Here is a 14425-nt window from a genome sequence, read left to right on the forward strand (position 1 = left end):
AAAGTTCTCACTTTAAAGTTTTAATAATTTCTTCAATCTGTTCCTGAGCCTTGGTCCTGACTCTGATTTCAACACGTCTCGATTTTTCTTGTGTCGCTCTAGGCTGACTAAAAGAAAGCCCCGTTGCAATAATATATTTTCTCGCAAATTCCAAAAGTGTGGTATCTTTGGAAACATCCGTTTCTGTAAGTCCATATCTTAGCACATTTCGGCTACGAGCTTGCGACAAGTTCATATTGTACAGATAATTGCGTTCAAGAGTTTTGCACAAGCTGTAGCAGGGAGTTGAATCCGTATGTCCTTCAATACGAATTTCCTCAATATGCTCACGGAATTTTTCGCCATCCAAAATTTCAAGATACTTTGGAAAGAAAAACTTCATCATCGATTTATACCGAGGCGGGAGCAAGGTATCCCCCGAAGCAAACAGGACCGGAGTTCCATCCAACGCAATTTCATTGAAACGAACGGTCAAAGTTGCAGAATCCAATTCTGCACCCCACACATTCAAAGAATCTTTAAACGTAGATTTCAATTCCTTGTATATTTCGTCTCTTGTATCCTGATACTTGTTAATGGCCTGTTTTTTAATATTGTCCTGTTTTGTAATCTGCCAAACAAGGGCGATAATCAAAAGAACAAAGACAAACATCAAACCAGACATCATGTCACCTGTAGACATCGCAAACGGATTTTGGTCACCGCCTGCATCTAAAGTTATTTTATGACGTCTAGCCATTACTTTCTTGCTCCATTCAGCACATTCGGGAGTTTTTCCAAAGTATCACTCAATTCCCCATAAGTATTTGAAAGACTTTCAGAAACCTTGGTCACATTCTGCGTGTAGGCATCCAAAAATTCTTTAGTCCGCTTCGCAACAGTTTCAGAATACTGATTCAGGCCATCACTCAGTTCCTTGAAGATACCTTCTAGCGACTCGCTAATTTCCGAGAATTCCTGAGCATATTGCGCAGAAACTTCCTTCGAGTGGTCCAGCGATTCTTCAATTTGCTTGAAAGTATGATCCGTTTCTTCGATGGATTTCTTATAAGTCTGCACCAAATTATCTTGCGATTGTTGCAATGACGTAGCAGAATTTTCAACATGACCAGAAGCAGATTCCAATTTGCTAGCCGCAGATTCCACAGTCTTATGCAATCGTTCAAATTTTGTAAGCAAGGCTGCAGTTTCTTTCAGAGTTGCTGTCGATGCATTTGCCTGCTTTTCAAATTCCTGCATAAGAGCCACAGACTTGTCATTCATCTGAGACTGCTTTTCAACCAAATTTGCACCCACTTGAGCCGTTTGTGCATTAGCGGCAGAAATCTGTTCGCTCATCTGCCCCACATTATTTTGAATATTCTCTGTCAGTTTTTGGAGGATTTCAGGCAAAGTTGACATCGTATCGGATGCGTTATCCAATTGACGCCCAAGAATTTCAAGTCTTTCGGTAGTTGCATTTGACACAGAATTCTTAAGTTCATCAATCATTTCCATGATGCTCCTGCGCAAGTCATCACCAATGCTACTTGCCATCGATGCCGCAGGGCTCTGAATTGCCTTGGTCAGTTCATCCAATTTTTGCATCAAAGGTTCAAGAGCGCTTTCTCTCAACCCATCGCTCAAGCGGTCATAGAATTCTTCAAGCACACCTTCAATCATGGATTTCTGTTCGGCGCAGGATTTCATCACAGCATTCAGCATATTGCCCGAAGTTACCGTATTGCCATTGCCATCGATCGCGGTAAAGTTTTTGGTCATTTCAGCCGCAACAAACTTTATCTGAGAATCCATAGACTTGTTCATTTCAGAAACAAGGCCCTTGACAAGATAGGACATATCCTTCTTTTGACGTTCCTGAATAATAGTCTGTTTTTCAAGTTCCGAGATATAGTACACTTCATCAAGCTTGTCCGATATAGTGACACACTTTTTAGTCAAAATATTCAAGCTATATTTTTCAGCCAAGGTATAAATCGTAGAAAGAAGCATACCAGCCACAGAAGTGACAAAAGCGGTTTTCATACCCGCAATCAAGCCTCCAACACCTTTGATTAATTGGTCAGGATTGTCTTTTATCTGAGTCAAATCAATATCACCAAGACCAATCGTAAGGCCAATGAATGTTCCCAGAACACCAATACCGACAAGGATGCCAGCAGCAGCGCCCATTGCATTGACATTAATTTTAGCAGCTGTCAGAATGGCTCCCAAATTGAAATAGTCCGATGCAAATTCCGATGTTTTAAGCGAATCATCTCGGTCCTTAAAACAAATCGTTCTTTTATACTCTTTAGAGATAAACCTCGTCACCAAATAGGGCTTTTCAAGGTATTCCAGCAAATTCGGTCGATTGGCAACATTCCCTATTTGAGAGATGGTAATCTTGCATATTTTAATAACTTTCCAAATATAGTAGACAAATATGATAAACAAGAAAATCAGAACAACGAGGGTGCATGTATCACCCATAATTTTTCCAATGAAATTCATAGAAGAAAGCCTCTACTAATAGCAATTATTTTTACTAATAATAATTTTTTTACTCGCAATCCAAGCAAGTCCATTCGACAACGCCGTCGCCATGGCCATCAAAACGTTCACGAGTGTACTTTTCAATATCAATAAGGAATCCAATATCGCCCGCATTTTCGGTACAACAACCATCGCAGTCGCTATCGGAACACATATCATAAACTACGGCGTCAATCGTGGAGCCGTTCATGCGGAGTCTAAAAGTTTTGAGCTTATACTGTTTCCAGTCCTTTTCGTGAACGGCAATGATGTTGTGCTGGCTCACCCATTCTTCGGTCATTTGACCTTCAACACCGGCAAAGTAGCCAGCCCATGTGCAGCCATTGTACTCGATGCATTCTTCGCTGTCGGGTTCCGGCCAAGACGTGTACCATGTGAGATTTGCCTGATGCCAAACGGTATCCGCGACGGTTTCGCTCGAAGACGAAGGCGCGCTCGCCGAAGATGAGGAGTCCGGAAGGACCGTTGAATTATCCGTTGTACAAGCCACAAATGCACCTGAGGCGCAAGCAACAGCGAATGCAAAAAACATACTTCATAAAAAATTTCATCAAAAAAGAACCTTTAACTTTTAATCCATAATCGCTATACCGAGGCTTATCGCGAATATGTGATTGATATAGTAGTTTTCGTGTTTGACATCGCGGTATTTATCGGAGAATGACCCAAATTCCGCAATATACTTAAGACGAAGCATAAGTCCCAAATTAAAACCGATTTCACCCGCATTAATATAGCCCGAATCAAAGCGAAAATCTACGTTTCCTCCCATAATAAACGTAGAGAAATCCATATCATCATTACCATTATTGAAGATATTTCCACCAAAACCAATAAAGGGCTGTAATTCCACATAACGTGAATTGAAGACCGCATAACCTAAAGTAAGCCCAAGAGATTCGTCTGTTTCTTCATGACTGCGGTCATATTCAGTAAAGCAAACACCATCGTAGAGGTAAGGTAAACTATGTATCAGTCCCCAACCATAGTAAAAGCCTACCGCCACTCGCGATAGCTGCAATTCGAAATCAATAATGAACGGGAACCCCATCCTCACATCAAGATACTTATTCACATCACCCGTAGTAGTACCAACCCACGAGCCAAAGAATAAAGCGATATCGATCCAATAGCTCCGTTCGTCATCGGAACTTTTCCCGGATGTGCCGACTGGTTCTGCCCACAGGCAGGTCGATGCAAGCAGTAGAATGGCCAGCAGACTTTTAAATTTGTTCAGAATCATTTGATAGAAATATAAAAAAAGAACCCGCAACAAACGGATTCTTTTTAGTGGTTAGTACGCAGTGACTGGTAAACAGGGGAAGACAATTGTGGAGCTAAGCTCCACCACTGTCAACTGTCTACTGCCTACTGTCTACTAATTAGCAGCCGAGCTTTTCGAAGAGGTAAGCTTCGAGCTTGTCGATAGCGACGAGTTCCTGTTTCATGGAGTCGCGTTCGCGAACAGTCACGTAGCCAAGCTTTGCCGGATCGGATTCACCCTCGCCAACAGTGTCGAAGTCAACGGTCACGCAGAACGGCGTGCCGAGTTCGTCCTGACGGCGGTAGCGCTTACCGATGGACTGCGTTTCGTCGTATTCGACGTTCCAGCGGTTGAGGAGCTTCTGATAAAGTTCTTCGGCCTTTTCCTTGACCTTGCCCTTCTTCACGAGCGGGAGCACGGCAACCTTGACCGGAGCAACCTTCGGATCGAAGTGGAGCACGGTACGTTCGTCGTTTTCGAGCTTTTCGACTTCGTAAGCGTTGCAGAGAAGCACGAGGAGCAAACGTTCCACACCGAGAGACGGTTCAACAACGTACGGGATGTAGCGTTTGTTCTGAACCGGGTCAATGTATTCCTGCTTGACCTTGGATTCGTTCTGGTGCTGCGTGAGGTCGTAGTTCGTACGAGATGCGATACCCCAGAGTTCGCCCCAGCCGAACGGGAATTCGTATTCGACGTCGGTGGTGCCGTTACTGTAGTGGGAAAGTTCTTCCTTGGCATGTTCGCGGAGGCGGAGCTTTTCACGCTTCACGCCGAGATCGTTCACGAGCCATTCGAAGCAGTACTTACGCCAGAAGTTGTACCAATCGAGTTCAGTACCCGGTTCGCAGAAGAATTCAAGTTCCATCTGTTCGAATTCGCGAGTACGGAAGATGAAGTTACCCGGAGTAATTTCGTTACGGAAAGACTTACCGATCTGACCGACACCGAACGGGATGCGCGGGCGGACGTTGTCAACGATGTTGCGGAAGTCCACGAAGATACCCTGAGCGGTTTCCGGACGGAGATAGACCTTGTTGCCTTCGCCTTCAATCACGCCGATTTCAGTCTGGAACATGAGGTTGAATGCACGCGGCTTTGTCCAATCGGTCTTGCCGCAAGTCGGGCATTCAATCTTGTTGTCCACCATCATCTGGTGAACTTCGTCAAAATTCTTGCCAGCGCAGCAGCCTTCACCGAGCTTTTCTTCGAGGAGCTGGTCAGCGCGGAAACGTTCGTGGCAAGCGAGGCAGTCCACGAGCGGGTCAGAGAAGTTGCCCACATGGCCAGAAGCCTTCCAAACGCGGGGGTTCAAAAGAATAGAGCTATCGAGACCAAGCACATCGTGGCGGGAAGTCACGAACTTCTTCCACCAGAGATTCTTGATGTTGCGCTTGAGTTCCACGCCATACGGACCGTAGTCCCAAGTATTGGCGAGGCCATCGTAAATTTCGGAGCCGGGGAAAATGAAGCCGCGGCGTTTGCAGAGGGAGATGATGTCCTTGAGGGCATCCTGAACTTTCTTTGCCATTATATATCCTTTATCGGCCGTGCCCATGAGGCATGTTTTGGCCGGACTAGGAACCTACCTGGATGATAGGCCCTGACGGGGGGGTAAATATAGAATTTAGACGAGAGACTAGAGACGAGAGATAGAAAAATCAGAGGATTACCAAGCGTCTTTCATTTCATCTTTTAAATCATATAAGGTCTGCAAGAGACGGTTCACCATGTAATTATCATATTTGCCGACTTCAATACCGATAAAATTCATGCAAAACATATCGGCATATTCGACACCAAAGGATCCTGTGTCAAAACGATAATCAAAGAGGTTTTCAACAAATATTTTCGCATGGTTTATTTTCCGAACACTGGGAATTTCGCAAATTTCAGAGTGATGTTCGTTCAAATAGTTGTCCAAGATTTTATTGGGGCCATTTCGCTTAACGCAATGCGGAATAAAGCCATCCAGCGGATCTTTTGCGCACAAAGTCATTTCGCTATTCGATGAATCCAGCAAATCCTGACGGTACGAATAAAGATTTACTCTTTCTACTGTTACGTCTATAAAACGAAAGACTCTTTCTTTTTGTACTTGTTCTTCTTCCCATTCTTCATCTGTCGCTGTTGAATCGAGCCATTTATACTTCTCTACGCTATGCAAAGAAGGCAATCCATATGATGTAGCAAGTTCTGTAGAATGCGGATGCTTGACATAATAAAAATCAAATTCATTAAAATGGTACAGCAGCAAAGCGATACTCAAAATTAAACCGCAAAGAAGAATCTTGTTAACAGGCCCCTTAATCATAAGCTCAATTTACAAAAAAGACCCCACTTGCGCAGGGTCTCATTTAGATTGGGAGTATCTTAACGTTACGTTTTATCGTACATTTACTATTTGCTGCTGAGCACCTACACGGAGCAAATAAGATCCGCTACGTGGCACTTGCATCGAGAAATTCGGAACACTTGCACGACTGCTGTAAATCACACGGCCCTGCATATCAAGCAAATTAATGTCGCTTCCAATTTTAGCGCCCGAAATCTGGAGATTGCGGCCATTCACAAAAGCGGAGAATTTTGCAATAGGAGTTGTCTTTTCCAAACCCATGCCCGGATTAAACTTTGTCCAAACTCTAGATTTGCAGACAAATACAGTTTTCAAATCCGTAACATAATAAGTCATGTTTTCACGCTTGGCAGTGCAACTCGGCATATCTTCTTCGGTGCCCACAGCTTCAACAACGATATCCGGGATAATGCTAGAGCTGGATACAGCCTTTGAACTAGACGATGTTGATTTTTTGCTGCTAGAAGAAGAAGCCTTGGCAGAAGAACTGGAACCAGATTTTGCGCTACTAGAAGATGCCGGTTTTGCAGAAGAACTCGATGCAGCCTTCGCACTACTTGAAGACGCAGGCTTAGCACTGCTCGAAGAAGCCTTAACGCTGCTAGACGATACAGCCTTTGCGCTAGAGCTAGAAGCCGGCTTGACAGAAGAACTAGAAGCAGGTTTCGAGCTGCTCGAGGATTCCACCTTGACGCTACTAGATGATGCAGGAGCAACGCTAGAGCTAGAGGGAGTTGCGCTAGATGACGACGAAGTCACTGAGGAACTAGAAACCACGACACTCGAGCTAGACAGTGCAACACTAGAACTTGAGAGAATATTGCTAGAACTAAACTGCGCAACGCTAGACGAAGAAGGCGTTTCAGAAGAACTAGAAAGCTCAACGCTAGAACTCGAGGCAAGCGTTTCACTGCTTGACGAAACTACTTCCACACTTGAGGAGGACAGATCGGCGGACTCTGCAACAAACGTAGCGCTCACTTCAACATCAAAATTCGGCATATCGAAAGCACAACTTCCTTCGACAGCAGTGCTACCCATTCCCCACATTCCTGGATTCGTTACATTACCAGGTTCAACAGTCGTGCAAGGCACAATTGTTTTAGAATCTAGGGAACGGTTCACGCTAACCGAGGCCACTTTGTAACCACTTGCCGGATTCGGGTTCACAGTCACCTTTACACCCGGTTTGGTACGATCACGATAACGGTCACTAAACGAAAGCGTCACATTTCCGTTATCTGTATTTTTTACAGTAAGGTAATAGCGCAAGGATTCAAAAGAAGCCGAAACAAAAACATCATGATCCGGCATTAAAAATTTTGATTCGCTTTTTTCAACAGTAGAAACTTTTCGTTGATTGTAAGCATCACCGTATTCATCGTAAACAGTAAAGCCCACAAAAACTTTTCCATCAGGAATGATTGGAGCTACATCAAGCCAGGATCCCGCAGGTGCTTCACCAACAACAGCTTGGTTTAGCATGACGTTAAACGATTTTTCTTCATCGTTTCCGACTTTGTTGATTTTATAATTTTGAGCATAAGCGCTCATGGCGAACGCAAGCGTCGCCCCCATTCCAAGGCAGATTTTTTTCCTCATACAAATCCCTAACTTTTGTATTCTCAAATTTAGTATAAGTTTTTTCATGTGCAATATATCACAATTAACGAAATATTACAAATAAGGAATTTATATGCAAATAAACATTGAAAAAATTTCAAAAAACACATTTCTGAAATATTGAGAAATTCAGAACACCACAAATTAGGTAAACAAACCATTACAGTCTTTTTAATAGATTCACCATATTCCATTTTAGTCCGTAAAAAAACGCTTTTATTTTTTGATATATTTCTACCGAATTTAAGCCAATAGAATATATGGAAGAACCTAAGAAAAAAGGCGCCAAGCCCGTCGAACATAAGAAAGAACAGGAACGATGCATTCTAGTGGGCATCGCCACACCCAAAATTCGTCCGTGGCTTGCAGGCGAGCAACTCGCAGAGCTCGGTCGCCTCGCAGAAACTGCTGGCGCATACGTTACACGTAGTTTCTTGCAGCGCGTTCAAAACTTTAGCCCGGCAACGCTCATTGGCGAAGGCAAGGTGGGCGAAGTCAAGCGCGCTCTCGAAGAAGACAACGCCAAGATGGTCGTGTTTGACGACGACCTCTCGGGTTCGCAAGTGCGCAATCTCGAAGAACGCATGCCCGGCATCAAGGTTCTCGACCGCACAGGACTTATTCTCGATATTTTCGCAAAGCACGCCGTCACGGCAGAAAGCCGCCTGATGGTTGAAGTGGCACAATTGCAGTACATGATGCCGCGTCTCACCGGTGCGTGGACGCACCTTTGCCGCCAGCACAATGGCGGCATCGGCACCAAAGGGCCGGGCGAGACGCAGCTTGAGACAGACCGCCGCATGATCCGCAAGCGCATCCAGGAACTCAAAAAGAAGCTTGAGAAAATCGAAGATGCGCGCGAGCAACAGGCCGACAAGCGAAACGACATTTTCCAAGTGGGCATCGTAGGTTACACGAACGCCGGCAAATCGACACTCACGAACCGCTTGACCGGCGCTGACGTTTACGTTGAAGACAAACTCTTTGCAACGCTTGACAGCACGACGAGAAAGCTATTTCTCGATGGCGAAAACATCATCCTTTCCGATACGGTCGGATTCATCCGCAAGCTCCCCCACAACTTGATTGAAACGTTCAAGAGCACGCTCGGCGTGGCCGCGCATGCGGATTGCATCTTGGAAGTTGTTGACGGAAGCGCTCCGGACTACCGCGACCACTTGGAAGTCACGCACAAGACGCTCGAAAGCATTATCGACAAGGATACGCCGCGCCTCCGCGTTTTCAACAAGGTCGAAGTCGCAAGCGAAGCGCGCCGCACAGAGCTCTTGCAGAACTATCCTGACGCCATCCAAATCAGCGCGAAGGAGAACATCGGCATGGAACGCTTGCGCGCAGCCTTCAAGGAACAGCTTGAACGCTGGCACGAGAAACGCGCCGTTGCAGAAGCTAAAGAAAAGGAAATTGCAGAAGCCCCATGGCCGCCGGAATTAGACTAAAGAACGGCGCAAAGCGCCTACAGACGAGAGACGAAAGATGAATCGAGAAGAACTTAAAGAAAAGTATGGCAAGAAGCGCGTTCCGCATGAATGGCGCAAAACAGACTGGTTCACCACCCTCGTCGTGACGTTTTTCGGCTCGGGAATGAGCCCGAAAGCGCCCGGCACCATGGGTAGCCTCGCCGCTGCAATTGTCGCCTACCCCATGGCCATGTTAAGTTACGCCTACCCCATCGTCATCAACGACAACGCGTTCAACACGAAAGATGCAAATGCACTTGAATCATTTGCCGCCATTTTCCTCGCGGTTCCCAAAAACTTTATGATTGCAGCGCTGCTCATCTTTTTCGCCGCCATCCCGTTTGTAAAAAAAGCGATGAAAGATACCGGCACCGAAGACCCTGGCTGGATTGTGATTGACGAAGTCTGCGGAATTTTCATGACATTCGCCTTTATCCGCCCCGAATGGATTCTGAACGCCCCCTGGATCTTAATCATCGGCTTTGCGCTTTTCCGCTTTTTCGATATTCTCAAGCCGCTTGGCATCCATAAAATGGAAAAACTCCCCGGAGCTTGGGGAGTTATGGCAGACGACCTGCTCGGCGGAATCTATGCCGGGTTAGTACTCACCATTGGCCTTGTTTTACCCGCCGTATTTTTGATGTAAGGCACTTATCACAGCGGATTAAACGTCACGCCAGCCTTGATAGCGACCGAAGACCAATGGGCCAAACCATCTGCAAAGCGTTCGTTATACTTGTGATAGAACTTGGCATCCAAAAGCAAGTCTAAATAGATTCGTTCATTGACGCGGAAACCCACGCCCAAAAGCATACTAAATTCCATAGACGAGTCCAGTTCCCTATCGCGTGCACCATCTAACTCCAGCTTATCGAAAAGCGGTATGGAAATCTGAGAGCCAAATTCGAACGACACAAAGCTAGACCGCGGCTTGACAGCAAAAAGTATCGGGAACGCAATCCGCCCCTGCGACAGGCCTCCTTCAGTAACACGCTTGTCTTCCCCATTGCCGTCTTCAACATATAAAGGTTCCGACAAAAACAACGGAGCATATTCAAACAGCACGCCAAGCCTTACCACTAAATAATATTTCAGCAAAGGCCATTGAACAGACGCTCCCGCCTGGAAAAAAGCACCCTCAAAAAAGACAACCCGTTCAACCTTTTTGTAACGGCTCAACTGCTTTTCGTTATTTATAACTTTAAAGCCCACATTCAACGTCATCCCGACCAAGAAATCGAAAGGGACTGAGTTTTTCTGAATCCGTTCCGCATTCCTGACGCTATCGCGGTGCGCCTTCGCCTGCATCCACCGGTCATAATCACTAACGCTTTCGTCTTGAGCAAAAGCAGACATAGCAATAAGCAATACAAATAGAAAAAAGCGACTCATTTATCTCAAATATACTCTCATAAACCTTAGATACAAAAATATCCCGACAAAACGATCGTTTGACGGGATAAAGCACAGGATGATTGCTAAAAGCTATCCGAATATCTTATCGTAAACACTCGGGGCGAACTTTTGCATGTAACCAAGCACGAAAATCACGGAAATGATAATCGGCAAGCCCCACTTAAAGTAGAGGTGCAAAATCTTCAACTTCGGGAACTTCATGCCAACGCCCAAGTTCGCTTCAGAGATAAACTTGAACTGTCCCCAGCCATAGCGGGAATTGCAGAACAGCACAAAAATAAGCGAACCCAGCGGCAAGAGCGTATTCGAAACGAGGAAGTCTTCCAAGTCCAAAACGCAGCTACCAGGTCCAAACGGTTCAAAGCCCGAAAGCACATTAAAGCCAAGCGCACACGGGAGCGACAGAATCACAATCGCGACAAAGTTCCACTTCACCGCCTTCTTGCGTTCCACATTGCGCACGTCCATCCAGTAAGCGACAATGTTTTCAAACACAGCCACAAGCGTAGAGAGAGCCGCAAACGACATAAAGAGGAAGAAAGCTGCGCCGCAAACACGGCCCGCCGGCATCTGCGCAAACACGTTCGGAAGCGTTGCAAAAATAAGGCCCGGACCTGCATCCGGCTTGAGCCCAAACGCAAAGCAAGACGGAATAATGATAAGGCCCGCAATCAAAGCGACACCCGTATCGAGCACGCAAATATGGGCCGCTTCGGTCAAAAGCGAATGTTCCTTCTTGATATAGCTACCGAAAATGCTCATGGAACCAATGCCAAGGCTAAGCGTAAAGAACGACTGGCCAAGAGCAGCAAACACAACTTCACCAATTCCTGCTTCCTTGAGCTTTGCAAAATCCGGCAGCAAGTAGAACTTAAGACCTTCGCCAGCACCCGGGAGCGTGAGCACGCGGACCATCAGGATGACCATAATGACAAGGAGCGCAGACATCATCGTCTTCGTGATGCGTTCCACACCGCGCTGGAGCCCAAGCGCCACAATCGAAAGACCCGCAAAAGTCGCGACCACCATCCAGAACGAGAGCAAGGGACCATTACCGAGCATATTCGTGAATTCAGCCCCGACTTCGGCAGGAGACAAATTCATGAGGTCGCCCATCGTCACCATGCGGTAGAAGTAATAGAGCATCCACCCCGTCACCGTCGTATAAAACATCATCTGGATGTAGTTGCCCGCAATCATCGGGACACCCGCATAATGCCACTTATGCCCAGGCTTTTCAAGGATGGCAAAAGAACGGCCCACGCCACGCTTAGACGAGCGGCCAACCGCAAATTCCATCACAAGAATCGGGAAACCGAAAATCAAGAGGAAGAAGAGGTAAATCAGCACAAAGGCGGCACCGCCATACTGCCCCGTGATAAACGGGAATCGCCAAACGTTGCCAAGCCCGATGGCGCAACCGGCCGCAATCAGAATAAAACCTAGACGGGACTTAAAGTTTTCTCTTTCTGTCATCATTTACCTCATACACAAATTTAGAACTTGATCGGGTACAGCAAGTACCAGTGGAACTCCGGATACACCTGAATTGTCGGCGCCGGGAGCTTAAAGTAATTCAGCATCTTCACGAGATAGCGTGCCAGGCGACTCTGCGGACGGAACGCTTCAAGGTCATAGTCAAGCGCCAAATAGACTTCACGGCGCGGGTGCGGTTCACCGGTAAACACCTTGTCGTCAATACTCAGGCCAATCGCAAAAGCAAGCCAGCTCGGGTAATACCTGCGTGCAGATTCCGGCAAAAGCCTATAGGGTTTCACAGAAAGCCAGAAAGTCTGGTTCACGTAGTCGTCAGTAAAGACCCCACCCGAAGCCTGATGCTCCTGGTCATAATACGCATTGGAATTGATCCAGTAGCTCCACTTGAGATCTATATACTTAAATACGGGAACATAGCGCTCCGCCATCGGCAAGAAACCGCCAAGACCGCCCGAAAGCACGTCAAAAATGCTAAAGCCCCACGATGGAGCAAAGCCATCCTTGATATCAATCGCGATATGGGTTGCCAAAGCCGTCAAACCCGCAAACAGATATGACTGGAATTCGCTTGCACCCGCCCAGCGGTATCCCTCATAAAAGGACTCGCCTATGACGACACCCGCCGCAAAATGGCCGAACTTGTCCAGGTTCAAGGCATAGTCAAAATCGTTTTCCCAATGGAAACCACGACCGCCATTATCATCCCACCAGCCCTTTTCAAAGACAAAGCCGTAAGCGGCCCCATAAGCAATCAAGGTGAGCGAAGCCACGCCAAAAAGCTTAGCCGGCTCAATCTCGGACTTAATGTCAGTAGGATCTTCACTTCGATAATCCCAGGTGGAATCGCGCCACGTGAGCGGATCCCCTGGAGACGACAAAGCTGCCGCCGGGAACACCAGCGACAGCATAAGCAAAAACGCACAGATTTTAGCGTTTATTTTACGAGAAGCGGAAGAGCCAATAGCAGAACTGTTGGCCTTACGCATTAATTCCTCGCGAAAATGATAACTCCATTTTGGCCTCCGAAGCCAAAGCCGTTGCTCATAGCGTAGTCAATCTTCTGGTTGACAGCACCATTTGCACAGACATCGAGATGAATTTCCGGATCCTGTTCGAACACGTTGAGTGTACCATGAATCTTCTGGTTCATCACAGACATGATGGTCACGACGGATTCGAGAGCACCTGCAGCACCCAGGCAGTGGCCGATCATGGACTTGGACGAATTGACCTTGAGGTTTTCGAGAGCCGATGCAGAGGACTGCTTGAAGAGTGTTTCGATGGCAGAGCATTCTGCAATGTCACCGAGCGGTGTGGATGTACCGTGAGTGTTAATATAGCTAATATCCTTAGCTTCGATGCCAGCTTCCTTCATGGCATTGGCCATTGCGAGCATCACACCCTTGCCATCCGGACGCGGAGCGGAGATGTGGTGAGCGTCAGAGCTAGCACCGACACCAGCGATACGGGCGAGAATATTTGCACCACGAGCCTTAGCGTGAGATTCGCTTTCGAGCACAAGGACTGCTGCGCCTTCACCGATCACGAAACCATCGCGATCCTTGTCGAACGGGCGGGAAGCCTGTTCCGGAGCGTCATTGCGCTTGCTGACGGCCTTCATGCTGGTAAAGCCAGCGAGGCTGAGCGGGTTCACCGTTTCGTCGGCACCACCAGCGAGCATCACATCGCAGCGGCCGAGACGAATCATGTCATAGGCATTGGCGATGGAGTGGTTGGAAGTTGCGCAAGCGGAAGTGACCGTGTAGGACGGTCCCATCCAGCCAGTCTTGTTGCAAACTTCACCAGCCGGCATATTCACGATGGCCATCGGAATATAGAACGGGGAAACGCGGGACGGACCACGATTGCTGAGAGCCACAGCGGCATCATAGCAATACTGCAAACCACCGATACTGCTACCAATGATAGCACCGCAACGTTCTGGATTTTCGTTTTCCGGAGAGATGCCAGCCATCTTCAAGGCCTGGAATGCCGAGTAAACGGCATACTGGATGCAGCGGGAGAACCTGGACTGGTCTCTGGTGCTATAGATTTCCGAAGCGTCGAACTCACGGATTTCGCTAGCCATGCGAGAAGTGTAAGCCGAAGCGTCGAAACGCTGAATGGGAGCGATGCCAGACTTGCCCTGGAGCAAGTTCTGCCACAATAATTCGGGGGAGTTTCCAAGAGAGGAAACGCAGCCCATACCTGTAATAACAACATTTTCCATAATGCGCCAAATATAATAAAAAAAAC

General features: G+C 47.0%; 13 protein-coding genes. 2 read left to right on the forward strand and 11 right to left on the reverse strand.

The genetic code is table 11. The features are described 5' to 3' along the window. Window positions 1–7: 7 nt before the first annotated feature. The 7 genes from FSU_RS01545 to FSU_RS01575 form a co-directional block, all read right to left on the reverse strand. Window positions 8–739 (reverse strand): OmpA/MotB family protein, encoded by a 732-nt coding sequence (locus tag FSU_RS01545; RefSeq protein WP_014545157.1) that lies wholly within the window; start codon window positions 737–739, stop codon window positions 8–10. After that, window positions 739–2493 (reverse strand): hypothetical protein, encoded by a 1755-nt coding sequence (locus FSU_RS01550; protein WP_014545158.1) that lies wholly within the window; start codon window positions 2491–2493, stop codon window positions 739–741. Before FSU_RS01550 ends, FSU_RS01545 begins: the two co-directional genes overlap by 1 nt. A 49-nt stretch (window positions 2494–2542) precedes the next feature. Further along, window positions 2543–3067: a hypothetical protein gene (locus FSU_RS01555; protein WP_014545159.1), complete on the reverse strand. Its 525-nt coding sequence runs from the start codon at window positions 3065–3067 to the stop codon at window positions 2543–2545. Between the two features lie 39 nt (window positions 3068–3106). Then, window positions 3107–3778, reverse strand: a complete 672-nt coding sequence (locus FSU_RS01560; RefSeq protein ID WP_015732494.1) for a hypothetical protein — start codon at window positions 3776–3778, stop codon at window positions 3107–3109. 139 nt (window positions 3779–3917) lie between these two features. Then, window positions 3918–5330 carry a glycine--tRNA ligase gene (locus FSU_RS01565; protein WP_014545160.1) on the reverse strand — a complete coding sequence of 471 codons (1413 nt, stop codon included), beginning with the start codon at window positions 5328–5330 and terminating at the stop codon, window positions 3918–3920. Between the two features lie 138 nt (window positions 5331–5468). Continuing rightward, window positions 5469–6113: a hypothetical protein gene (locus tag FSU_RS01570; protein WP_015732495.1), complete on the reverse strand. Its 645-nt coding sequence runs from the start codon at window positions 6111–6113 to the stop codon at window positions 5469–5471. A 72-nt stretch (window positions 6114–6185) separates the two neighbouring features. Next, window positions 6186–7757, reverse strand: a complete 1572-nt coding sequence (locus FSU_RS01575) for an InlB B-repeat-containing protein (RefSeq protein WP_015732496.1) — start codon at window positions 7755–7757, stop codon at window positions 6186–6188. 281 nt (window positions 7758–8038) lie between these two features. Here FSU_RS01575 and hflX point away from each other — a divergent pair, with 281 nt between their 5' ends. Then, window positions 8039–9235: a GTPase HflX gene (gene hflX / locus FSU_RS01580; protein ID WP_014545163.1), complete on the forward strand. Its 1197-nt coding sequence runs from the start codon at window positions 8039–8041 to the stop codon at window positions 9233–9235. Between the two features lie 37 nt (window positions 9236–9272). Then, window positions 9273–9902: a phosphatidylglycerophosphatase A family protein gene (locus FSU_RS01585; RefSeq protein ID WP_014545164.1), complete on the forward strand. Its 630-nt coding sequence runs from the start codon at window positions 9273–9275 to the stop codon at window positions 9900–9902. A gap of 8 nt (window positions 9903–9910) precedes the next feature. On the opposite strand, the gene FSU_RS01590 is transcribed toward FSU_RS01585, so the two are convergent. The 4 genes from FSU_RS01590 to fabF all read right to left on the reverse strand — a co-directional run bounded on the left by FSU_RS01590 (window position 9911) and on the right by fabF (window position 14399). Then, window positions 9911–10612, reverse strand: a complete 702-nt coding sequence (locus FSU_RS01590) for a hypothetical protein (RefSeq protein WP_244263690.1) — start codon at window positions 10610–10612, stop codon at window positions 9911–9913. A 129-nt stretch (window positions 10613–10741) separates the two neighbouring features. Further along, window positions 10742–12148 (reverse strand): sodium-dependent transporter, encoded by a 1407-nt coding sequence (locus FSU_RS01595; RefSeq protein ID WP_014545166.1) that lies wholly within the window; start codon window positions 12146–12148, stop codon window positions 10742–10744. A gap of 20 nt (window positions 12149–12168) precedes the next feature. Continuing rightward, window positions 12169–13155 carry a YfiM family lipoprotein gene (locus tag FSU_RS01600; protein WP_014545167.1) on the reverse strand — a complete coding sequence of 329 codons (987 nt, stop codon included), beginning with the start codon at window positions 13153–13155 and terminating at the stop codon, window positions 12169–12171. Beyond that, window positions 13155–14399, reverse strand: coding sequence for a beta-ketoacyl-ACP synthase II (gene fabF / locus FSU_RS01605; RefSeq protein WP_014545168.1), 1245 nt, complete (start codon window positions 14397–14399; stop codon window positions 13155–13157). The genes FSU_RS01600 and fabF overlap by 1 nt, the downstream gene beginning before the upstream one ends. Window positions 14400–14425 lie beyond the last annotated feature (26 nt).

It is taken from the genome of Fibrobacter succinogenes subsp. succinogenes S85 (genome assembly GCF_000146505.1).
In the GTDB taxonomy this organism is placed as follows: Bacteria; Fibrobacterota; Fibrobacteria; order Fibrobacterales; family Fibrobacteraceae; genus Fibrobacter; species Fibrobacter succinogenes.